This is a genomic window from Aquimarina sp. ERC-38, from assembly GCF_026222555.1.
In the GTDB taxonomy this organism is placed as follows: Bacteria; Bacteroidota; Bacteroidia; order Flavobacteriales; family Flavobacteriaceae; genus Aquimarina.
On the sequence record NZ_CP098511.1, the window covers coordinates 3,205,999 to 3,229,066 of the forward strand.

The window sequence follows — 23,068 nt, forward strand, 5'->3', positions numbered from 1 at the left end:
AATAGAAAAGAATTAGAATTTTAGTCATCTATTTAAATTAGCAGTTAGATTAGAGGACTGAGGCTCGATGTACATCCCTAAATAGTGTTGACCGCTTTTAGGTTTATATTTCATTGTTAAAAATAGTTATTGTTTTCCTTTGATCTTTGTTTATTGAAGGAAAGTTTTCTTCAAACTGGACTGGCGTTTTCTTATCGATGTTGTTATGTGTCCTTACATGGTTGTAATGGTTGACAGCTTGCTTCATTCTTTTCTTTAGTTGATCAAAGGTTTTAATCTCCCAGTAGTCAAGATAATCCCTTTTGATAGTCCTGTTGATACGTTCTGCATAAGCGTTATCTTGGGCAGATTGTGCCATACTGATCCTACAGTCATGTTGTTCTAAAAGCTTGATATAGGCTTTGTAGATATATTGACCGCCCCTATCGGAGTGATGTACCTTTGGTGGTTTATGGTCCTTTAGTGCCATTTGTAAAGCTTTTAGGTTAGCCGTAGCACGCATATGGTCCGATAGGCAGTAACCTACAATTTTCTTTGTATAAACGTCAATGATAAAGACTGCATAATAATGCTTCCCACAAATAAGAATGTAAGTAATATCACTTTGCCAAATTACTGACGGTGCAGCTACTTCCATCCCTTTAATTAAATTAGGGTAATACACCTTAGCGGCAATAGTCGTCCTTTTATAGTTCTTCTTGATCTTGAGCCTATAGCCCAATAACATCATAGTTTCTACAAACCTGTCCCTACCAATAAAATTAGGTTGTAGTATATCGTACATCTTTTCTACCCCACAACCCGGAAAGTCTTTGCGCAACTCATCTACCTCTACTACTAAGCCCTCAATCTTCCGATCAAAGACTTCTTGGCGCTTAGCGTATTGGTGTACGGCTTGTTTGCTAATACCTACAACGTTATATAGCTTATTTAATGAATAACCCATTACTTGCTGATGCTTTTGGAACCACCTAATTGTGGGGTGTTGAAGTTTTTTTTAATATCGATGTTAAGTTCATCTTTGGCTATCTCCACCACCTTCTCCAGATAGTCAATCTTGATTTGTTTACGCCCCAGGGCAGCTTCCAACTCTTTAACCTTTTTCTCTAATTCTTTTAACTTCTCCGAACTACTGTGTTTCATCTCTACAACTCTTGATCCATGCTCGTTAAAGGTAGAATATTTATAAATCCATTTGTAGATATTTGAGCGGGATATCTTATGTATCCGCTCCAATTGTGGGACACTGAACTTACCCGATTCAAAGTCACTGACCAATTGTTTTTTAAAATCCTCAGAATATTTTCTTCTCTTCTGAATACTCTTTAAATTTGCTCTCATATATTAATCACTTTATTTAAAAGTGGTCAACCTATAGCAGGGATGTACAGTACACGAAGTCCGAAGTCGGAAGTTTTAAGTGAATAGTATTAAGTGTAAAGTCCTAAGTCTCAAGTTTTGTTGAATAGTAGAAAGGTTAAGAAGAATGGAAAATATATTATTAGCTAGAATTGCAAAACTTGAATAAAAATAAATACTAATAACTAATAATTGATAGAAATTAATAACTAAAAAACTTTTGGCTTTTGCCTAAATAACTAACATATAACAAGTAATTAATAACTAGAAAGAATAACAAATGATGGCGTACTTGTAACTAGATTTTTTCCAGAAATAAAAGAATACTAAAAAACTTTTAGCTATTGCCTATTGACTAACATATGCTATTGCCTAAATAACTAACGAATAATGAGTAATAACAAAAATAACGATCAAAGTAGTGTTCCACCTTCGGGGGTTAAGGGGCATAAACTTTGGGATAAAGGATTACCGACCGATCAAAAAATAGATTTATTTACCGTGGGGAATGACCGGCAATTGGATTTGGTTATTGCCAAGTATGATGTACAGGCTACTCTGGCGCATGCTAAAATGCTCTATAAGATTGAATTATTATCAGAAAAAGAGATAATTGCAATTGAAAAGGAACTGAATCAAATTGCTAAGGATATAGAATCCGGAACTTTTACCATCGAAGATCAATTTGAAGACGTACATTCTAAAATTGAATACGAACTGACCCAACGTATTGGGGAAGCTGGTAAAAAAATCCATACTGCCCGATCACGGAACGATCAGGTTTTGGTAGCTATGCATTTGTATTTAAAAGAAGAATTAGCTCAAATCAAATCTTCCATAAAAGAACTATCCGACAATTTGTTAGATGCTGCTGAAAAATATAAAGAAATTTTACTTCCGGGATATACGCATTTGCAGATCGCAATGCCTTCATCTTTTGGTCTTTGGTTTTCTGCGTATGCTGAGAGTTTTGTGGATGATCTGTATTTTGTAAACGCTGCCTACAAAGTAGTAGATCAAAACCCATTAGGAAGTGCTGCGGGTTACGGAAGTTCGTTTGCAATTGATCGGGAGTTTACTACTAAAGAATTGCGTTTTGAAACATTAAAATATAACGTGGTAGCAGCGCAAATGAGCCGCGGTAAATCCGAAAAATCAACTGCTTTTGCCATTAGTAGTTTAGCAGGTACCTTATCCAAGTTGGCTATGGACGTTTGTTTATACATGAGCCAAAATTTTAATTTTATGAGCATTCCTTCAGAATTTACGACGGGTTCTAGTATTATGCCGCATAAAAAGAATCCTGATGTTTTTGAATTAATTAGGGGGAAATGTAATAAAATTCAAGCCTTGCCTTATGAACTTACTTTATTAACCAATAATTTGCCGAGTGGATATCACCGGGATTTACAGTTATTAAAAGAAGGAATCGTTCCTGCTATTCAGGACGTAAAAGCTTGTATAGAAATGGCTACTTATGCGCTAAAGAATGTCAAAGTAAATAAAACCATTCTCGATGATACTAAATATGATTACTTGTTTAGCGTAGATACCTTAAACGAATTGGTTCAAAACGGAATGTCGTTCCGGGATGCCTATGTAAAAATCGGACAGGATATTGAAAACGGAAATTATCAACCTAAAAAGAGTACCAAACATACGCATCTGGGGAGTATTAATAACCTAGCTTTAGACCAAATTCGCCAGAAGCTTAAAAATGCGTAAATTTCCATTTTTTAGAAAATGTATTTATGGAAGTAGTCAATATAAACGAAAAATTCGAACAATTTCAGGATTTTTGGAACCCTAGAATTATAGGTGAGTTAAACGGGCAACAGGTAAAAATAGCCCGGTTAAAGGATGAATTTATCATGCATCAACACGAACAGGAAGACGAACTCTTTTTGGTTATTGAAGGTGTTTTGGAAATGGAATTTAAAGACCAGATAAAACGTATTCACCCAATGGAGTTTTTAATTGTTCCCAAAGGTACGCCACATCGTCCTAAAGCCATCGGAGAAGTAAAAGTACTCTTATTTGAACCCAAAACTACTTTAAATACAGGGGAATTCACGAATGAGTTTACTAAGGAAAAGTTGGATAGGGTTTGATCTTAAGCGATTTTAGGAAGTTTATCTTCTACCAATTTGATTAATATACTTAGTATTTTTAAAAATTAGTTTCTGGTAAAGAATCAAGATCGCTATCGCTTTTAGAATCAAGAAACAAGACTATTAATTATAATATTAAAAATCAAAATTGTAGAATTATTTACGTTAAAAACAGTTTTTTAAAAAATTAATAGCAGCTTTAACATATTTTGAAGTTTGGGATTAACTTATTTTACCATGCTTAATATATTTTTATTTATTTAAACAGGACACTAATGATTTTTAAAATAGAATTAAGTTTCGAAAATATATGATTTAGTGTTAACGGAAAATTTTAATAATGAAGTCAAAAATTTGATGGCAAAGGTAATTACCATAACCACAATACTCCTTAATTTATTCATAAATAAAACCTACAGTCAAACCACAGACTTTTTTAAACAACCCTACCCAGACTCTATTCCCGCTGTTTTTGCTCCGGGGGCGATATCAGTAGCAGGTAGGTTGGAACATGGATTTTCGTTGACACCAGATATGCAAGAAATGGCTTTTGGGGTTTTAGATAAAAAAGATTTTAGTGGTCGGATTTGGTATACGCATAATACAGGTGGACAGTGGACAAAACCGGAACTGTTTAGACCTTTAAAAAATAAATGTGTTTTTCTACCGTACTTTTCGCCGGATGGAACCTCTCTATTATACGCAAAAAGTAAAACGCTTAAAGACAATTATATTACTGATATTTGGAGGTTAGAAAAACAAAGTGGTAAATGGGGTAATTCTCAAAAACTGACTGGTGCTGTGAATACTTCGGCTAGAGAGGCTTCGGCTTGTATGACGTTAACTGGTACTATTTATTTTTCTTCTAACCGTAAGGAAACGTCCTTGTCAGATCTATTTTATACGGTACCTAATGCAACAGAGTATTCTGAGGTAGTACGTATAAATACTCTTTCTTCTATAAAAGATGAGGAAAGTATCTTTGTGGCTCCGGATGAAACCTATATAATCTTTAGTCGATTTGAAACTACGGATAAGGGTCCGGACTTATATATCAGTTATCGAACTATTGAAAATCAATGGACTTCTCCCGTTGCTTTGGATGTCAACATTAATACTTCTGAATGGGAGCGAAGGCCTTTTGTGACTTCGGATCAGCGTTTTTTATTCTTTACTCGGCTAAGTATTAAGGGCTCTGAAATAACGGAATCTGATATTTATTGGGTAAATACCCAAAAAGTTTTTAAACCTTATGTTTTTCATCCGATTCCAGTTAAAACTATTCAAAAAAGTAAAGAAACAATACTGGAAATGCTACCGGATTTCTTTAAAGATATCGATGATTCCAAATTAGAAATTAGTTTAGATACTACAAACCCAAAATGGGTAACTTTTAATAGCGAAAAGCAAATTTTGAGTTTACATCCAAATCAAACCGGAGAATTTAAGGTTACACTGGTTGCAACAGATAAAGCCTTTAACAAAACCACTGCCAGTATTAAAATTATGGTGATAAATTAGTGCTAGCCTTCGAATGCAACTGTATAATTCAGAAACTTAAGTAAATAATGATACGCTTAAAAGTAAACCTAAAAGTTGATCAAAAGCTATTTTAAAAACTTCCGAATATAGGTTGCAACCCCATCTTCTTTACCTGTACTAGTCACGTAATCAGCAATGGCTAATACTTCCGGTTTGGCATTGGCTACGGCAATTCCGATTCCAGCTGCTTTTAACATCTCTATATCATTGTAATTATCACCAAAAGCAATAACTTCTTTTAGATCAACCTTATAATAGTCCGCTAGGTATGCTATTGCAGTTTTCTTTGAAATGGACTTTTCTGCAATTTCAATATAAGTATCTTTAGAACGGTAGCAATGTAATTGATCTTTAAAATTTTCGGTTAAGAAACAATAGGCTTTATCAATGGCTTCGGTCTCTCCCATACACATGATTTTATGTGCTTCTTTTTGTTCTTTTCCCCATATTTCTAAAACCTGATCGTTGGATAGTACCGTAGGTTGTACTTTTGTATTGTTAATCTCCCTTTTTGCCCAAAAATCCAATTCCGGAACATACCATTCATCGTTTTGATATAAACTAAGGTGAAAAGGCGTGGTTTTATTAAAAGCAAATAACTCTTTAGTAATGCTATTAGAAATCGTTTTGGAAAATACTGTTTTATTATCAATCAGGATCAGTCCGCCGTTGTAACAGATTAGCGGTAATTCGGATATGTTTAATTTTTCCTGTAAATGTTTCATAGCAGAAGGCATTCGCGAAGAAATCAAAATTATTTTTATCCGATCTTTGATTCGTTGAATTTCGGTAATTGTAGCTTCGGATAGTTCTCGTTCTGTATTTAGTAAAGTTCCGTCAATATCGGTGAAAAGTATTTTGGGGAGGGTAGGGGTTGTCATTTTGTAGTTATTTAGGCAGAAAGGTACTGGTTATTGTTTTAGTATTGAGTATTGAGATGTTAGTATTAAGACTATTGCACAGTTTTATAGTTATTGTATTACTGGTATTAAGTTATTAGTTGATAAGGCACAAGGAAAAAGGCACTAGGCACTGGTTTTAAGTTATTTCTATTGGTTAATAAGGCACTAGGCACTAGTTATTTAGTTACTAAGTTATTATTTGTTGATATGGCACAAGGTACTAGGCACTGGTTCTTAGTTATTTGGTTATGTATTATTTCTTACTTTTTGTTAGCTCTGATGCTGTCTTTTTTCTTCTAAATTCTTTCCAAAGAAAAGGACTTTTTGACTTTTACCCAAGGGATGGTTTATATCCATTTTGTAATTTGTTAGTTAAGAATGAATTGGTTGATGTATAATTTTGTGTCCTGAATTACATCCATACCGTGTCTTGAAATAGCAAAAAGGATAAATAGAATGATAAAAGCAATTATAAAACCAAAAAATACGCCACTTCGGCTGCTGCTTGATACTTTTTTTGAAGTTTTTATATAGACTTTAGATGCCTTTTTTGTGATTCCAGAAACTACGGCAAAAGCGGGGGCAAAAATCAGTACAACCAATGCCATATCTGCTAAAACTAGAAAATATCCGTCCACGTGAATATATTTGGATATAAATTTTAAGATATATTGATTAATCAAGGTAGCACTCAACACAGCAACAATATAGGTTGCATATTTGGTAAAGGTTCGGGTATTCATTTGGGGAACTACTTATATTATTAGTTCAAAAATAGTGTATTTTTTTATTGGTATTTGGTTTTTAATTTGAGGAATTTTAGAGGTGAAGGTTCAGAGATTTATAGAAGCAAAGGCTCTAAGAATCTAAGAAACAAAGTTCCAAAGGTTCAAAGATTTTTGAAATACGGTTTTAGAGGTTCTTAGGAGCAAAGGCTCTAAGAATCTAAGAAGTAAAGTTTCAAAGATTTTTTAAGATAAAGTTGTGGGACTCATGGTAGCGTAGAGGTAAGGACTATTAAAATATAGAGTTATAAAGATGCTAATAGTATCAATTTTAATACTTTAATTACACATCCATTTTTAGCGAAATTTGAACTAAAGTACTTTTAAAAATCTATAGAAATGGTAACCTTTCCACCCAATCCTTTTTCAACAATCTCATAAAGCGTTTTTAAGGTTAGGTTACTTCCATTATTCTCTACACGTGATATGTAGGTACGTTTTTTATCTACCAGTTTGCCAAGTTGTTCCTGAGTTAGGTTTTTTTCTTCTCGTGCATTTCGCAATAACAAGCCTATTTTAAAAGATTCAAAATCTCTTTCTAATTCATCTCTACGTTCCGTACCCTGTTTTCCGTAGACGGTGTCTTTGATGTCTTTCCAACTTTTAGTTTCCGGTTTATCTTTCTTTATCTTCATAATATGAATTCATTAATCTGACTGCTTTGTTAATTTCTTTACTTGGTGTTTTTTGTGTTTTCTTAGCAAATCCATTTAACAAGATGACTAATTTTCCGTTATCAAAAAAAACAAAGTACCCGCCATATATTTGACCCCAATTTTATACGCGCTTCATAGAGGCCTTTAGTTCCTGCGATAGCTCTAAGATATGTAGAGGGAACTCGTTCATAAGTTTCTATTATTTCGATTACCTTAAATATTTTATCTTGAACCTTTTTAGGTTGTTTTATTAAAAATTCTTCGAAATAATTTTTATACTGGATTACTTCCCTAACCTTATCCATTTTTCAAAGGTAACTTTAAAGTTACTAATTTACATAATTTTGTATGATGTTAAGTTGTGAAGATGCTGAGAATCTAAGAAGTAAAGTTCCAAAGGTTCAAAGATTTTTTTAAGATATAATTGTTGAGAGTCTGGGGAAATATATTCTAAAGAGATTTTGTATTTGGGGTGAAAGTTATTTTGGTGGTATCAAGTATAAAGTCTTAAATTTTTTTACTACTTAAAGTTGAAATGTTTTTGAAGAAGAATTTTATTTAAAGTCTAATATTTTATTACACAAAAAAGGTTTATCTTTGTTAAAAACATATGGGTAGATCTACACGTAAAGTGTCTGGTTATACACCGGATCAAATAAAGGCACTTTTCAACAATGAGGATAAATACAAAATAGGTTTACGCTTGTATGCCGTTTACCAAGTTTCTTTAGGAAAGCCAAGCCGGGAACTAGAGGCGTTGTACAACACAAGTTTCAAGCAAATTTTAAACTGGGTATCCAGGTTTGAAAAAGAAGGTATTGAAGGGCTAAAGGATAAAACAGGTAGAGGGCGCAAACCAAAGCTTACAGAGGATCAAAAAACGGAGTTGAGCCAATTAATTCTAGAGGCAACCCCGGAGGATTACGGGTACAACTCAGCTACCTGGAACGGTCCTTTACTTATTGATTGGATTGAGAAACATATGGGGGTTAGCTACAAACGGGCTCAGATCTATAATATATTAAAGGGCCTTGGCTTTAGCTATCAGAAATCGAAAGGCATCTATCCGGAAGCTGATCTTGAGAAACAAGGGGAGTTCAAAGAGGAGTTAAAAAAAACTCTTGGAGAGTCCTGCTGACACGGTACTTTTGTTTGAAGATGAGTTCTCCCTGTCAAACATTGCCACCGTAGGTTATCAATGGTCACCTAAGGGCAAGCAACCTAAAACAATCTGCAAACAAAGAAAAAGGGAACGCCAGACAGCTATGGGGAGCTACAATTTTGAGACCGGGCAAATTACCGTTACCTTTCATCAAAGGGGGAACTATCAAAGTTTTAAAAAGCACTTGAAAAAGATAATGCACATCTATAGAAAACACACTAAGATTATTATGGTAGTGGATAACGTAAAGTTTCACCACGCAAAATTACTAAAAGTATGGTTAAAGAAACACCCAAAACTTGAGATCGTATACTTGCCCCCGTATAGTCCGGAACTCAACCCTGTAGAGAGAGCATGGTGGTTTATGAGAAAAAAGATCTCACACAACCGTTTTCTTCATTCATTAGAAGAGAGAAAAGTGGCTTTCTGGAAAATGTTTTCGCATTTTCAAAAGCCAAATCAGAAAATGATTAAAATTTGTGAAATTAATTTTTAGACTTAATATAATCAAAAAATAGAATACTTTTAGCTTTTGCCTGACACCTACAACACTAATGAACTAGTAACTTGCTACCAAGAATCAACAACTACTTACTACTAATAAAACAACTATTGCCTTTTACCTATTGCCTAATCAACTACATATTACAACGGAATATTACCATGTTTTCTATTGGGAACCGGAATTTCTTTATTTTCTAAAGTTTTAAAAGCTTTGATTAGTTTTCTTCGGGTGTGTTCGGGGAGGATGATCTCATCGATAAAGCCTCGTTGTGCAGCGCGGTAAGGATTGGCAAAAGCTTCGGCGTAAGCTTCTTCCTTTTCTTTTAGTTTTGCTTTGGGATCGGTAGCATTTTTAATTTCTTTTTTAAAAATTATTTCGCTGGCACCTTTAGCTCCCATGACCGCAATTTCAGCTGTAGGCCAGGCGAAGTTAAAGTCGGCCCCAATATGTTTTGAATTCATCACATCATAGGCACCGCCGTAGGCTTTTCTGGTGATCACGGTAATCCTTGGCACCGTTGCTTCGCTTAGGGCATAAAGCAATTTGGCCCCGTGGGTGATAATTCCATTCCACTCCTGATCGGTTCCAGGTAAAAATCCGGGAACGTCTACCAAAACAAGTAAAGGAATATTGAAACAATCGCAAAAACGAGTAAACCGGGCTGCTTTTTTGGAACTATTTACATCTAGAACACCTGCCAAAAACATAGGTTGGTTAGCGATGATACCTATACTTTTTCCACCTAAACGAGCAAAACCTACTAAAATGTTTTCGGCATACTCCTTATGAATTTCAAAAAAAGAATCCTCGTCAATAATTCCAGTAATTACCTGGTGCATATCGTAAGGTTTATTAGGATGATCGGGAATAATAGAAGACAGTTCCATGCGGATTTCATTACCAAATTGTACTGAAAGATCCTCAGGTGTAGCTATATTACTTTGTGGTAAGTAACTCAACAATTTTTTAATAGCTTCCAGGCACTGTACATCATTTGCCGAAACATGGTGTGCCACCCCAGATTTAGATGCATGGGTGTAGGCTCCACCCAGGGCTTCGGCAGTCACTTCTTCATTAGTTACCGTTTTCACGACATTTGGTCCGGTAACAAACATATAGCTAGACTGGTCGACCATGAAGGTGAAATCGGTCATTGCGGGTGAATATACGGCACCCCCGGCACAAGGTCCCATGATTGCCGAAATCTGAGGAATTACCCCAGATGCCTGTACATTACGGTAAAAAATATCAGCGTAGCCACCTAAAGATCGAACGCCTTCCTGAATACGGGCACCCCCAGAATCGTTTAAACCAATTAAGGGAGCTCCGGTTTTTACGGTTAAATCCATGACCTTACATATTTTTTCAGCATGGGTTTCTGAAAGTGCTCCGCCAAATACCGTAAAGTCCTGTGCAAAAACATAGACCAATCGCTGATTTATCGTTCCGTACCCGGTAATAACCCCGTCCCCGTAATATATTTCTTTGTCCATTTCAAAATCCGTCGTCCGGTGGGTGACTAACATACCCATTTCTTCAAAAGAATTGTCATCCAATAGATACATGATGCGTTCCCGTGCGGTCAGTTTCTTCTTTTGGTGTTGAGCTTCAATCCGTTTTTGGCCTCCGCCTAATTTGGCGAGTTCCACTTTATCAGCGAGGTTTTTTAAATGCGCATCCATAGAATATTATATAATAGGAAGTTTAAGGGTTTCTTTTTCTAAAAGATACTGTTTTAAAGCCAGTTGTGCCGCCAGTTTCATTTCTGCTTCTTTTTCTTTTTGAATATCTTCGGGTTTGAAGTATTTCTTTACAAAATGCGTATCAAAGTTCCCGGAAGTAAAAGCTTCGTGTTGGCATACAAATTTTCCAAATTCTAAGGTATTTTGTATCCCTTTGATTTGGTACTGCTCAATAGCTTCAATCATCAGGGAAATAGCTGCTTCACGGTTTTCTGCGTGTACTACTAATTTTGATAACAACGGATCGTAATAGATAGGGACCTCCATACCTTCCACATAACCATCATCCACCCGAATTCCTTTACCTTTTGGGGGTTGATAGGTGGTGAGTAACCCGGTACTGGGTAAAAAGTCCTGCGTTGGGTCTTCTGCATACACTCTTAATTCCAGGGCATGCCCGTTGATATGTAAATCTTCCTGTGTAAAAGCTAAGGTTTCACCACGGGCTATTTTTATCTGCAAAGCAACTAAATCCGTACCAGTAATGAGTTCTGTTACCGGATGTTCTACCTGTAAGCGAGTATTCATTTCCAGGAAATAGAAATTGGAATTTTCATCTAATAAAAATTCAACGGTACCGGCACCCAGGTAACTACAGGACTTAGCTACCTTGACCGCAGCTTCGCCCATTTTAGCACGTAATTCAGGGGATAGAATACTAGATGGAGCTTCTTCAACTACCTTTTGATGCCGTCTCTGGATGCTACATTCCCTCTCAAAAAGATGTACGGTATTGCCTTGTCGATCTGCCAATACCTGAATTTCGATATGCCGGGGGGAACCTATATATTTCTCAATAAATACGGCACCATCACCAAAGGCAGACTGGGCTTCACTAACGGCGCGTTGCATTTGGTTTTCAAAATCGCTATCTCTTTCAACCATACGCATTCCTTTACCACCACCTCCGGCAGAAGCTTTGATAAGAATAGGATATCCAATTTCTACAGCAATTTTTTTAGCTTCTTGTATATCCGTAATGGCATGTTCGGTTCCGGGAACTAAAGGGATGTTATAGGCTTTTACGGTTTCTTTTGAAGCTAATTTGCTTCCCATCACCCGAATACTTTCCGGATTAGGTCCGATGAATATGAGTCCGCTGTCTATTACTTTTTGCGCAAACGAGGCATTTTCACTTAAAAAACCATATCCGGGATGAATACCTTCTACCTGTAAATCTTTTGCCACTTCAATAATTTTTTCGCCTTTAAGATAGGAATCGTTTGAGGCAGCGGCACCAATACAAACCGCTTCATCGGCAAATAACACATGAGGCGCATTACGGTCTACTTCGGAATATACGGCTACGGTAGCAATATTCATCTTTTTACAGGTCTTTAAGATTCGAAGCGCAATTTCGCCCCGATTGGCTACCAGAATTTTTTTCATGTTTTATTATTCAAATTCAACTAAGATTTTTCCTTTTTCTATGGCATCACCGTTTGCTACAAAGATATTTTTTAAGACCCCTGCTTTAGGTGCTGTAATGCTGTTTTCCATTTTCATCGCTTCCAGAATAACAAGTGTATCTCCTTTATTTACTGCTTGTCCTGCTTTTACTTGTACTACTAATACTAAACCCGGCATAGGGGCTGGTACCGAATTGATATTCGTATTATTGACCACCGATAATCCCATGCCATCAATAAACATATCTAATTCATCAGATAGCTGAACTTTATAATCAGTATTATTAACCCGGATTGTATATTTTTTGTTAGCAAAATCCGACTTTTGAACGGAAGCTTTCCATTTTTTAGCATCTTGTAATATATGATATTGAGTGGTTGATTGTTGGACGATGTTGAGGATAGAAACATCACTTTCAGTTATCTCAAAGTCTATCAAATTATCAACCTTAGCTTTATATCGTTGCATGTGCTATATTTTTCTTAGATAAATATAGGTAAAAAGAAATTGACTTCGAGAGCCTCAGTCAACTACTTCGGGAGCCTCAGTCTAGTGGATTTCGAGAGCCTCAATCCACGACTTCGAGAACCTCAATCCACGACTTCGAGGGCCTCAATCCACGACTTCGAGAGCCTCAATCCACTGCCTCGATAGTTTTAGGTATTTAGATGTAGAGCTAAAAAGAATCTAAGGTTCAAAGGAGCAAAGAATCTGAGGGGTTTTGATTTTTTCTTTTAGGTGGTGTATATTATTTTATATATGATTTAGTTTTATCCAATTTTGAATGTAATTTTCATCCCCGTAACTTTTATTTTTTACGCATATAACTTTGCAACTTTGCTTCTCTATAACTTTGCTACTTTAGTACTTAGTATTCTATATCTCTGTTACTTTGAATCTCAGCGTCTTGGATTCTAGTAAAAAACTTAATTCCCCCAAATGCGATCCCATAATGAAGTCAATAACCCGGAAGCTTCACTCATATCCCGTTCTTTTTCTTCGGCTTTAAGAATTTCATCATCTTTATAAAATCGATATCCAAATACAAATTCAGGAGGTTTTTGTTTTATTCCTAAAACTCCGAAACGTAAATCGTTTAAGTATAATGTATTATCTTTTCTTTCAACGGCATACCACTGGTTCGTTAGTTGTTTTAAACGTTGAACAATGGGTTCATTGTTAACTGCTTGTAGCAATTGGTAATTTTTTGGGAACTCCGTAAAGGAAATAGTTTCCCGAGTGTCGAAGAACGAGTAATATCCAATCAAAAAAGAATCTTCGGTTTTTACATTTGCCGTCCATAAAATAGTATTAAACGGAGTAGGGCGGGTTTGAATAGCATTATATGAAATGCCTTGTTTTTCTAATTCGTTTTTAAACTGTTTTGTAGCAAAAAACTGAATGACTAAAGTACTTAACAAATACGTAGTACTTAGACTAATTCCCAGCCAGTTAAGTTGAGAACGTTTAGGATGATTCCGCTTGTAAAACGATAGGGCAATTACAGAACCTAAAAAAGGTAATGTATATAGAGGGTCTACTACAAAGATACTATTGAATGCAATCCGATACTCAAAAGGCCAAAAAAGTTGGGTGCCCCAGGTGGTAAATGCATCGAGTAACGGATGTGTGAAAAGCCCCCAAAACATGAATTGAGTCCAATCCCACCAGGTTGCTTCTTGTCTTTTATAAATTTTGGCTACTGACCAACCAAAAACAGGGGCAAATAGCAAACAAAATATAATAGAATGAGAGAATCCGCGGTGTAATTCGTTTGCGGTTACGTCATCTACAAGAAATTTGGTAAGTACATCCAGATCAGGAATCGTACCTGCAATGGCTCCCCAAAGTAAGGCTTTATTTCCTACTTTTTTACCTAAAACCGCTTCACCAACAGCCGCTCCTAAAACAATTTGTGTTAATGAATCCATATGATTATACTTGTTTAAACGGCGAACGTAATTCAAACTCGTTAGGCTTAATTAACCGGGTAAGGGGAGTTAAAACGGTATTGGATATTCCATTTATATGACGAATGTACAATTGCATGGGTATTGGAACGGCACCTACGCTACTTTTAATAGTTTCTGCGGTACGTCCAAAATTAATTTGTGCTTTGTGGTTTACTATGGCTGCTTTAATGTATTCGTAAAGCATTCTTTGATACACCTGGTAAGCTTGATTTACCCGATAGTCCAGTCCGACATGACTTGTTTCCAGTATATTTTTATTTAAAAAATAAGTAGTAAAGCCTACTAAATGTTCTTCTAAAATATAACCGGTAAACATAAAAGATTCCGGAAGTGTCCTTTTAAATTCTATAAAAGAATTAATCGACAAAGAACTCAATTTATAGTCGGCTTTATCCAATACATTTTGATATAAGGTGCTAATTTCTTTTTGATACTTAATAATTGCGGCAGTATCAAAGTCAACTAGCTTTATTTCGGATGATTTTTCAAAGGTTTTTTTAAGTCTTGACCGAAATTTGGTTCGAAGGGCGTTTTGATAATCCTCAAATATTTTCCAGGCTTCAGGTATCTGCATTATCATGACCTGATCTATTGTAATTGGCTTTAATTTAAAATTCTCCCATTTAATCCCCGAATTTTCACGGTTAGGAAAATCTTTAAAAAGTATAAAGGAAGGTTTTTTGTCTTTTTGATAGTTTTCTGTATCTAACAGATATTTAACTAAACCATTAAGAAAAGCTTGTTGCCAGGAGTTGGGAATAGTTTGAAATCCAAAAGACCCGGTGGCAAAAATATTACCACATATTAATAAACGGGTTTCCAGCTTTTGTGATACTATTTTCTTTAACCCATCACCTATTTCACAAGGTAATGTGGTTTCTTCCAGTAATTTTCTATCGACTACAATGTTTTGAGTAAAGGCGATACCTATCACTTTATTATTATCGTATCCTAGATAAAAATTAAAGGATAAGGTATTACTACCGGATTTTTGTAAAGCTTTTAAATATGGAAGATCTAGGAATACGGAAGCATATTTTGAAACCTCTTTCCAGTGACTTTCCGGAATCTCTTCAATGTTAGTATATCTTTTAATAGTGATACTTAAGTCATCAGTTTTATCAGAAGGTGGGATAGGACAAGATATTTTTAGCAAGCTTTTCTTTCAAAAATAATCAGTAAAAACCGTAATTAAAAGAAGTTCAGTTAAATTTATGAATTATATAAGTTTATTCGAGGTGCATTTGAATAATAATTATTGTAAAATACGTCCGTTGGAATAATTTGACAAAAGGAAGAAGTGTGCTTCGACTAGTTTAGCAGGACTATCGAATCTTTCGACCAGGCTCAACATTATAAGGGTTTTAATTAAAAAAGCTATTCTCGATATATTTTTTCTTCATTTCATTACGAAAAAACACTCGAATTTACGCTTTTTTCCCTAAATACACTAGAGGTTAAGTTTAATCAGGATACTACGGGGATAAATTTTGATAGGATGGAAGCAATATGCTCTTTACGGATAGGTTTGGTAATAAAATCATTACTACCGGCCTTTTGCGCTTTTTCCCGATTTTCTTCAGAAGTATATGCAGTTTGAATCACTACCGGTATTTCCGGAAACCTACGTTTAATATGTTCGGTAGCCTGAATACCATTCATAATAGGCATTTCGATATCCATAAAAATCAAGTCCGGTTCTCCACATTCACTGCAATAATCAACAGCTATTTTTCCATTTTTAGCCCTGATAATAGTGTATTGAAAATGAGCTGTACGTTCAATGATCTTTTGTAATAATAAAAAATTAAGATCGACATCCTCAACAATTAAAATAGTCTTAGCAGTTGCTTGGGGAGTTGCAAGAAACATAGTTGATTTATTAACATCAATAAAGTTACTAAAATTATGTTAATTTGAATGATTTTTCCGTTTTTATTTTAGAATACGTCAAAAGGAGTAGAAAAAGTAAGTTATTGCAGTCGTTTTTATGGTAGTTTTAAGACAACTTTTAAATCAAGCTTATTGTTATAAAGTACCTTTAAGTTTTTAAAGTGCTTATGGAACAAATAGAAAATAACGAATTAAAAATTGCTGTAAACCCTATTGGAGCAGAACTTTCCAGTATTAAAAAAAAGTCTAATCAAAAACAATATTTATGGCAGGGAGATCTTGAATTTTGGAAAAGCCAAGCCCCCGTATTATTTCCGATTGTAGGTGGATTAAAGGATGAATTCTATTTATATAAAAATAAGAAGTACTCTGTGCCAAAACATGGTTTTATCCGCTATAACCCTGATTTAAAGTTGGAAAAACCAGCTGGTGATCAAATAGTTTATTCCTATGCTTCCACGGAAGCAACAAAGAAAAATTATCCTTTTGATTTTAAATTTAAAATAACTTATGAATTAGCTGACAACAGGATTATCGTTAACCATGAAGTGAAAAACACCGGGGATGATATCCTATATTTTGCTATTGGAGGGCATCCAGCATTTAATTGTCCGTTAAATAATCAGGAGTCTTATGAAGATTATTACATCCAATTGCAAAACGGACATAATACGCTTAGTTATGTATTAAATTCATCCGGTTTGATAACTGATCAAACGAAGCAGGTAATGGAAGGAGATAAAATTCATCTAACTACCCACCTTTTTGATGATGATGCTTTAATTTTTAAAAATATTAAGGCTGAAAAAGCTACGCTTGTTCATAAGGAAAATGGTGCAATACTATCGGTAAACTTTTCGGATTTTCCGGATTTGGGGATTTGGGCAAAACCCAAGGCACCTTTTATTTGTGTAGAACCCTGGTTAGGTTATGCAGACCTGGAAAACAGTAATCATATTTTAGCTGAAAAAGAAGGCATCCAGTCGCTAAATGCAACCGAAGTACATCATAGTTCATATACCATTTCAATTTTATAAAACTTTACCTATTGCAATTTCCTGTTAACATCATAGATTCTTTTCAAAAAGAATTGCCCGCTGACCCTAATCATGAAAATACCAGACGTCAGGTATTTAAAGCTTGCTTTTCTTATGTAACGCCTAAGAAACCTTCCAATCCAAACTTACTACATAGCTCCCCGGATTTATTAGAAACCTTAGGTCTAACCGATTTTTCTAAAACAGCTGATTTTTTAAAGGTTTTTTCCGGTGAAAAGTTGATTCCCGGTACACATCCATATGCCATGTGTTATGGCGGACACCAATTTGGTAATTGGGCCGGACAGTTAGGTGATGGTCGGGCTATTAACCTTACTGAAATAGAACATCATCATAAAAGCTGGGTATTGCAGCTAAAAGGGGCAGGAGAAACTCCTTATTCACGTACGGCAGATGGTTTGGCTGTCTTACGTTCTTCGGTAAGGGAATATTTGTGTAGTGAGGCTATGTATCATTTGGGTGTGCCTACTACCCGAGCATTAAGTTTAGTCACTACGGGAGACCAGGTATTGAGAGATGTATTATATAATGGTCATCCGGCCTATGAAAAAGGTGCGGTAGTTTGCCGGGTATCCCCTTCTTTTTTACGATTTGGTAACTATGAATTATTGGCGGCTAATCAGGATATACATACGTTACAAAAGTTAGTGGATTACACGCTTATACACCATTTTTCCCATTTAGGAGAAGCTTCCGTAGAAACCTATCTTCAGTTTTTTACCGAAGTAGCAGATAGAACTTTAGAAATGGTTATCGAATGGCAGCGAGTTGGTTTTGTACATGGTGTGATGAATACGGATAATATGTCCATTTTAGGTTTGACTATTGATTACGGACCTTACGGGTGGTTAGAAGGTTATGACCCCAACTGGACGCCAAATACCACAGATAGTGCCCATAAACGGTACAAATTCGGAACACAACCTCAAATCGCGTTGTGGAACCTGGTAAAACTGGCAAATGCTCTTTTTCCTTTAATCAAAGATGCATCTTTGTTAGAAACTATTTTAGAGGAAACTTATCAACGTATAGAAGTTTCGTATTCAGCAATGATGCGAAAAAAAATCGGGTTAACCTTTCAAAAAGATGAAGATAAAAAGCTTATTAAAGAATTAACCGACGTCCTACAAGAATCCGAAACAGATATGACGATTTTCTTCAGGTTGTTATCCGGGTATCAAAATGAAACCATAACCAAAGGTGTAGAACTGGTTAAAGCTGCTTTTTACCGAGCTTCGGAAATAGAAGATGATGTAAAAGAGAAGTGGACGCGATGGTTTATTTCTTATGCTAAACGATTGCAAGAAGAGGATATCAACTTTGAAGAACGAAAAAAAGTGATGAATACAGTTAACCCAAAATATGTATTACGTAATTATATGGTACAATTAGCAATAGATGCAGCAAATCAAGAAGATACTACTGTTCTTAACGAATTATTTACCCTTTTACAAAATCCGTGCGAAGAGCAACCGGAGCAAGAAAAATGGTTTGCCAAACGGCCGGAATGGGCGCGAAATAGAGTAGGATGTTCCATGCTTTCCTGTAGTTCCTGATTTATTATATGAGTCCGGAAGAATTACAAGAAGCTATTTTAAAAATTCCCGAAGGGTATTCCGAAGTATTTTATGACAGTAGAAAATACGGAATTTCTAAAACTGTATTTAATCAACATAAATCTTTGAAAGTTTATGCCCAAGAACTGGGGGGTAGCAATTTTATTAGTTTCAATTATTACCTCCTACAATCAAAACAGGTTTTAAAACCCTGTGAAATGCCGGAAAACAAAGTGATTCATTTTTTAGAAAACCTAAGTTATTTGAAGTGAAAAAAAAGTTAAAATATTGTAGGTCACTACGGGTAGTGTTGATATTTGCAGGAATGACCTTAAATCCTATAATTTTTACTTTTAAACCTTTTTCTTGATTAAGAATTGTAACAAATTATGGGTTTTGGTTACTAATTGAATGTAAATTTTATTATCAACTACTTTTATGAAAAACTACCTTAAATACATGGCAATGATGATTGCTATAATGCCATTGATGAATCTTGCCGCACAGGAGGTGGAATTTACCGAATACGATTTGGATAACGGATTACACGTAATCCTTCACCAAGAGAATAAAGCTCCTGTGGTTACCGTAGGTGTGATGTACCATGTGGGGGCTAAAGACGAAGACCCAGGAAGGACAGGTTTTGCCCATTTTTTTGAACATCTGTTATTTGAAGGAACAAAGAATATTGGCAGAGGGAAATGGTTTGAAATTGTAACTTCAAAAGGAGGAAGTAACAATGCTAATACTACACAAGATCGGACTTTTTACTATGAGACATTTCCATCTAACAACCTGGAAGTTGGCTTGTGGATGGAATCCGAACGTATGATGCATCCGGTTATCAATCAGATAGGGGTAGATACCCAAAATGAAGTAGTAAAGGAAGAGAGAAGACAGCGATATGATAATGCACCTTACGGAAAAGCACTGTTAACTGCTAGTAGAGAACTCTATAAAAAACATCCGTACAAGTATCCGGTTATAGGATTAATGAAGGACTTAGATGCTGCAAAGCTTGAAGAATTTCAAGCCTTTAATGATAAATTTAACAATCCAAATAATGCCACCCTGGTAGTAGCTGGGGATATTGATATTGAAAAAACAAAAAAAATGATTGCGGACTATTTTGGTCCGATCAAAAATAATGGAAAGAAAATTGAGAAAAATGAAATTAAAGAAGAACCGATTACTCAAGAAATTATAGCAAAAGAAACGGACGCTAATATACAGGTTCCGGCTAAATTGCTAGTATACAGAACTCCGAAACAAACGGATAAGGATGCCTACGTAATTGATTATATTTCTACCTTATTAACCGGAGGTAAAAGCTCAAGACTGTATAAAAAAATGGTGGAAGATAAAAAAATGTCATTACAGGTATTTGCATTTCCCATTTCGAGTGAAGACTACGGCACTTATTTGATAGGAGCATTGCCCTTAGGAGGAGTTACGTTGCCGGATTTACAAAAAGAAATAGACGAAGAAATCGACAAGCTAAAAGAAGGTCTTATTTCCGAAAGAGAATTTCAAAAATTACAAAACCAATTTGAAAATGATTTTGTAAACTCTAATGCTACGGTTCAGGGTATTGCTAATTCTTTAGCCCGTTATCACGTACTATATGATAATACCAATCTAATCAATAAAGAAATAGATATTTACCGATCTATTACCCGAGAAGATATACAACGTGTTGCAAAAAAATACTTAAATAAGAATCAGCGAGTAAATATAGACTACGTTCCGGAAGCAACTAACTAATTATATTTATAAATCTCAAACTATTAAAATACTAATGAAAAAATATATTATTTATCAAATTCTATTTCTATCTGTCTGGATACAGGTAAGCGCACAAGTTGACCGGTCACAAATACCTGAGTCCGGGCCTACACCAGTATTAAATTTAGGAAAACCTGATAGTTTTACGTTAGGTAACGGTCTTGAAGTGCTGGTCGTAGAAAATCATAAATTGCCACGTATAACACTCAGTCTAACCTTAGACAATGATCCTACTCCGGAAGGAGGTAAAGCCGGAATTGCTACTATAACTTCCGGAATGCTAGGAAAAGGAACTACTAAGGTAGACAAGAATACTTTTAACGAAGAAGTAGATTTTTTAGGAGCTTCGCTTGAAGTTGGAGTAAACGGAGGCTTCGCTCAAGCTTTATCTAAATATACGGATAAGATTTTTGAATTATTTAGCCAGGCAGCTTTAGATCCTAATTTTACCCAAGAAGAGTTGGATTTGGAAAAAAAGAAGTTAATCCAAGGATTAAAAGCTGGTGAAAATAGTGCTGACTTTATCGCTGGGAGAGTACGAGCAACATTAGCTTACGGTAAAAATCACCCTAGGGGCGAGTTTACGACAGAAAAAACTGTAAATACTATTACGTTAAACGATGTAAAGAGTTACTATCTTAATAATTTTGTACCTAAAAATGCATATCTAGTAATTACAGGAGATATTGATAAGAAAAAAGCAGAAAGCCTGGTTAAAAAATACTTTGTTTCCTGGACGGGTGGTACGGCTCCATCTGTTGCTTTACCCGAAGTAAAAGATGCACAATATCGTCAGATTAATTTTATTGATGTACCTAACGCCGTTCAAACGGAGATGGCAGTGATGGGAATTACGGATTTAAAAATGACTGATAAAGATTATCATGCGGCCAGAGTTGCGAACTACATTTTAGGAGGTTCTTTTAATAGTTATATTAATATGAACCTAAGAGAAGCTCATGGATACACTTATGGAGGTAGGTCCAGTTTACCCTATAGTAAAAATCATAAATCGGCCTTTAGAGCTTCTGCCAAAGTAAGAAACGCAGTTACAGATAGTGCTGTGGTTGAAACTTTAAAAGAAATTAAACGTATCCGTACTGAATTTGTAAATGATACTGTACTTAAAAATGCCAAAGCAAAATTTTTAGGAGATTTTATTTTAGCATCAGAAAGAGACCGTACGATAGCTGATCGAAGTGTACGGATAAAAACTCAAAATTTACCTGAAGATTTTTATACCACCTTTATTTCAAAAATAAATGACGTTACTAAAGAAGATGTAAAACGAGTAGCTGAAAAATATTTTCCTCTAGAAAAAGCACGAATTGTTCTAGTAGGAAATGCAGGAGAAACTTTAGAAAATCTTGAAAAAATTCAGTTTGAAGGAAAGAAAATTCCAATCTTGTTTTTTGATAAATACGGAAAGAAAACAGAAAAACCGCAAGCAAGTGAAACAATTCCCGAAGGTTTAACAGCTACTGCCGTAATTGATAAATACTTAAAAGCAATAGGAGGAGAAGATAAATTAAAAGAAGTGAGAAGCCTTTTTACTACGGCGGAAGCTTCTATGAACGGGGCTACGCTAACGATGTTAAACAAAGTAAGCGCTGATAATAAAATGATGATGGATGTTCAATTTGCGGGAAACTCAGTGAATAAAAACGTATTTGATGGAACAAGCGGATACGTTTCCGCACAAGGACAAAAAGTATCATATACCCAGGAGCAAATTAATCAGGCGAAAAAAGATATGTTTCCTTTTCCTGAATTAAATAATAAAGAGGAAGCAGAATTAAAAGGAATTGTTTCTTATGAACAAGGTAAAGCCTATCAGGTTAATTTTGGAGATAAAAAAACTTCATTTTATGATATGGAGACCGGACTAGGGGTAAAAGATGTAATCATTCAAGAACAAGGTGGTCAAAAAGTGACATCTACCATATTATATAAGGATTACAAGGAAATTAATGGAATTAAATTTCCACAAAAAATGACAATTTCTTTTGGACCACAACAAATGGATTTTACAGTTAAAGATGTTAAAATTAATGAAGGGGTTTCTGAGGAGGACTTTAAATAACCTAATTTTTAAAATATTTGAAGACCTTAAAAGCGTACGTTTTTAGGGTCTTTTTTTTTGGGATTCGATCGATATGAATAACACAATATTTTATCTGCTATTTAATATTATTTCTGCACTATTTTAAAGATTACTTTAATTAATAATCAGCTAGTTGTAATACATCGGCATAAAAAGCTTCCAGTTTTTCTTTCATTTCGTCGTGAAAACCTTTGTAATAGATCTTTAGCTTTTGGTCACGAATAGAAACTACGTACATAAAGGTTTTCTCCTTTTCTCGCCAGACTTTACGCTTTCCCTGAAATTGAAAGTTATCACCAAAATAATCGAATAACATTGATTTTACCGCTCCTGTATTGTATTGTGGGATAAACAAATGATGACGAATAAGTACTTCCCTTTGGGCTTGAACCTGATTAATAAATAGTATAAACACGAATAAAGTAAGTAATCTTTTCATAACCTGTATTTAGCTTGCATGGTGGAATTTAGAAATAACAATGGGAACGTATTATTGTAAATACGAATAATCTTAGTGCAATCACA

At 35.1% G+C, this 23,068-nt stretch carries 24 protein-coding genes; 10 read left to right on the forward strand and 14 right to left on the reverse strand.

Going from position 1 to position 23,068, the window contains the following annotated elements:
• Nucleotides 1-103: 103 nt before the first annotated feature.
• Both NBT05_RS13285 and NBT05_RS13290 read right to left on the reverse strand, forming a co-directional pair.
• A complete protein-coding gene (locus NBT05_RS13285) occupies nucleotides 104-946 on the reverse strand; it encodes an IS3 family transposase (protein WP_265770344.1) in 843 nt (280 codons plus the stop codon).
• Nucleotides 946-1,341 carry a transposase gene (locus NBT05_RS13290; protein WP_265770345.1) on the reverse strand — a complete coding sequence of 132 codons (396 nt, stop codon included), beginning with the start codon at nucleotides 1,339-1,341 and terminating at the stop codon, nucleotides 946-948. Before NBT05_RS13290 ends, NBT05_RS13285 begins: the two co-directional genes overlap by 1 nt.
• 408 nt (nucleotides 1,342-1,749) lie before the next feature.
• Between NBT05_RS13290 and argH the strand changes: the two genes are divergently transcribed.
• The 3 genes from argH to NBT05_RS13305 all read left to right on the forward strand — a co-directional run bounded on the left by argH (nucleotide 1,750) and on the right by NBT05_RS13305 (nucleotide 4,991).
• The gene (gene argH, locus NBT05_RS13295; protein ID WP_265770346.1) at nucleotides 1,750-3,084 is read left to right on the forward strand and encodes an argininosuccinate lyase; all 1,335 of its coding nucleotides are present in this window, start codon (nucleotides 1,750-1,752) and stop codon (nucleotides 3,082-3,084) included.
• A gap of 26 nt (nucleotides 3,085-3,110) precedes the next feature.
• Nucleotides 3,111-3,470: a cupin domain-containing protein gene (locus NBT05_RS13300; RefSeq protein ID WP_265770347.1), complete on the forward strand. Its 360-nt coding sequence runs from the start codon at nucleotides 3,111-3,113 to the stop codon at nucleotides 3,468-3,470.
• A 357-nt stretch (nucleotides 3,471-3,827) separates the two neighbouring features.
• Nucleotides 3,828-4,991: a putative Ig domain-containing protein gene (locus tag NBT05_RS13305; RefSeq protein WP_265770348.1), complete on the forward strand. Its 1,164-nt coding sequence runs from the start codon at nucleotides 3,828-3,830 to the stop codon at nucleotides 4,989-4,991.
• An 86-nt stretch (nucleotides 4,992-5,077) separates the two neighbouring features.
• Here the strand turns inward: NBT05_RS13305 and NBT05_RS13310 are convergent, their stop codons facing one another.
• The 5 genes from NBT05_RS13310 to NBT05_RS13325 all read right to left on the reverse strand — a co-directional run bounded on the left by NBT05_RS13310 (nucleotide 5,078) and on the right by NBT05_RS13325 (nucleotide 7,660).
• Nucleotides 5,078-5,893, reverse strand: a complete 816-nt coding sequence (locus tag NBT05_RS13310) for a Cof-type HAD-IIB family hydrolase (protein WP_265770349.1) — start codon at nucleotides 5,891-5,893, stop codon at nucleotides 5,078-5,080.
• A gap of 389 nt (nucleotides 5,894-6,282) precedes the next feature.
• Nucleotides 6,283-6,657: a hypothetical protein gene (locus NBT05_RS13315; protein ID WP_265770350.1), complete on the reverse strand. Its 375-nt coding sequence runs from the start codon at nucleotides 6,655-6,657 to the stop codon at nucleotides 6,283-6,285.
• A 365-nt stretch (nucleotides 6,658-7,022) separates the two neighbouring features.
• Entirely contained in the window at nucleotides 7,023-7,334 is a 312-nt protein-coding gene (locus NBT05_RS13320; protein WP_265770352.1) for a helix-turn-helix domain-containing protein, read from the reverse strand.
• On the reverse strand, nucleotides 7,315-7,416 hold the full coding sequence (locus NBT05_RS18470) for a type II toxin-antitoxin system RelE/ParE family toxin (protein WP_416346167.1): 102 nt from the start codon (nucleotides 7,414-7,416) through the stop codon (nucleotides 7,315-7,317). The genes NBT05_RS13320 and NBT05_RS18470 overlap by 20 nt, the downstream gene beginning before the upstream one ends.
• A 19-nt stretch (nucleotides 7,417-7,435) precedes the next feature.
• Complete coding sequence (locus tag NBT05_RS13325) at nucleotides 7,436-7,660, reverse strand: type II toxin-antitoxin system RelE/ParE family toxin (RefSeq protein WP_322874179.1); 225 nt, start codon at nucleotides 7,658-7,660, stop codon at nucleotides 7,436-7,438.
• A 305-nt stretch (nucleotides 7,661-7,965) separates the two neighbouring features.
• Between NBT05_RS13325 and NBT05_RS13330 the strand changes: the two genes are divergently transcribed.
• Nucleotides 7,966-8,493, forward strand: coding sequence for an IS630 family transposase (locus NBT05_RS13330; RefSeq protein ID WP_265770110.1), 528 nt, complete (start codon nucleotides 7,966-7,968; stop codon nucleotides 8,491-8,493).
• Nucleotides 8,477-9,013, forward strand: coding sequence for an IS630 family transposase (locus NBT05_RS13335; RefSeq protein WP_265770353.1), 537 nt, complete (start codon nucleotides 8,477-8,479; stop codon nucleotides 9,011-9,013). The genes NBT05_RS13330 and NBT05_RS13335 overlap by 17 nt, the downstream gene beginning before the upstream one ends.
• 149 nt (nucleotides 9,014-9,162) lie before the next feature.
• On the opposite strand, the gene NBT05_RS13340 is transcribed toward NBT05_RS13335, so the two are convergent.
• The 6 genes from NBT05_RS13340 to NBT05_RS13365 all read right to left on the reverse strand — a co-directional run bounded on the left by NBT05_RS13340 (nucleotide 9,163) and on the right by NBT05_RS13365 (nucleotide 16,019).
• Nucleotides 9,163-10,704: an acyl-CoA carboxylase subunit beta gene (locus NBT05_RS13340; RefSeq protein ID WP_265770354.1), complete on the reverse strand. Its 1,542-nt coding sequence runs from the start codon at nucleotides 10,702-10,704 to the stop codon at nucleotides 9,163-9,165.
• A 6-nt stretch (nucleotides 10,705-10,710) separates the two neighbouring features.
• Nucleotides 10,711-12,153: an acetyl-CoA carboxylase biotin carboxylase subunit gene (gene accC, locus NBT05_RS13345; RefSeq protein WP_265770355.1), complete on the reverse strand. Its 1,443-nt coding sequence runs from the start codon at nucleotides 12,151-12,153 to the stop codon at nucleotides 10,711-10,713.
• Between the two features lie 6 nt (nucleotides 12,154-12,159).
• Nucleotides 12,160-12,642 (reverse strand): biotin/lipoyl-containing protein, encoded by a 483-nt coding sequence (locus NBT05_RS13350; RefSeq protein WP_265770356.1) that lies wholly within the window; start codon nucleotides 12,640-12,642, stop codon nucleotides 12,160-12,162.
• Nucleotides 12,643-13,100: 458 nt separating this feature from the next.
• Entirely contained in the window at nucleotides 13,101-14,105 is a 1,005-nt protein-coding gene (locus NBT05_RS13355) for a metal-dependent hydrolase (RefSeq protein WP_265770357.1), read from the reverse strand.
• Nucleotides 14,106-14,109: 4 nt separating this feature from the next.
• Nucleotides 14,110-15,303 carry a hypothetical protein gene (locus tag NBT05_RS13360; protein WP_265770358.1) on the reverse strand — a complete coding sequence of 398 codons (1,194 nt, stop codon included), beginning with the start codon at nucleotides 15,301-15,303 and terminating at the stop codon, nucleotides 14,110-14,112.
• A 311-nt stretch (nucleotides 15,304-15,614) separates the two neighbouring features.
• Entirely contained in the window at nucleotides 15,615-16,019 is a 405-nt protein-coding gene (locus tag NBT05_RS13365; RefSeq protein WP_265770359.1) for a response regulator, read from the reverse strand.
• A gap of 188 nt (nucleotides 16,020-16,207) precedes the next feature.
• On the opposite strand from NBT05_RS13365, the gene NBT05_RS13370 reads away from it, so the two are divergent.
• The 5 genes from NBT05_RS13370 to NBT05_RS13390 all read left to right on the forward strand — a co-directional run bounded on the left by NBT05_RS13370 (nucleotide 16,208) and on the right by NBT05_RS13390 (nucleotide 22,522).
• A complete protein-coding gene (locus NBT05_RS13370; RefSeq protein ID WP_265770360.1) occupies nucleotides 16,208-17,077 on the forward strand; it encodes an aldose 1-epimerase family protein in 870 nt (289 codons plus the stop codon).
• Between the two features lie 11 nt (nucleotides 17,078-17,088).
• Nucleotides 17,089-18,654 (forward strand): protein adenylyltransferase SelO, encoded by a 1,566-nt coding sequence (locus NBT05_RS13375; protein WP_265770361.1) that lies wholly within the window; start codon nucleotides 17,089-17,091, stop codon nucleotides 18,652-18,654.
• 8 nt (nucleotides 18,655-18,662) lie between these two features.
• Complete coding sequence (locus tag NBT05_RS13380; RefSeq protein WP_265770362.1) at nucleotides 18,663-18,926, forward strand: peptide methionine sulfoxide reductase; 264 nt, start codon at nucleotides 18,663-18,665, stop codon at nucleotides 18,924-18,926.
• Between the two features lie 166 nt (nucleotides 18,927-19,092).
• Complete coding sequence (locus tag NBT05_RS13385; protein WP_265770363.1) at nucleotides 19,093-20,418, forward strand: M16 family metallopeptidase; 1,326 nt, start codon at nucleotides 19,093-19,095, stop codon at nucleotides 20,416-20,418.
• Nucleotides 20,419-20,452: 34 nt separating this feature from the next.
• A complete protein-coding gene (locus NBT05_RS13390; RefSeq protein ID WP_265770364.1) occupies nucleotides 20,453-22,522 on the forward strand; it encodes a M16 family metallopeptidase in 2,070 nt (689 codons plus the stop codon).
• A gap of 139 nt (nucleotides 22,523-22,661) precedes the next feature.
• On the opposite strand, the gene NBT05_RS13395 is transcribed toward NBT05_RS13390, so the two are convergent.
• On the reverse strand, nucleotides 22,662-22,982 hold the full coding sequence (locus tag NBT05_RS13395) for a hypothetical protein (protein ID WP_265770365.1): 321 nt from the start codon (nucleotides 22,980-22,982) through the stop codon (nucleotides 22,662-22,664).
• Nucleotides 22,983-23,068: the final 86 nt, after the last annotated feature.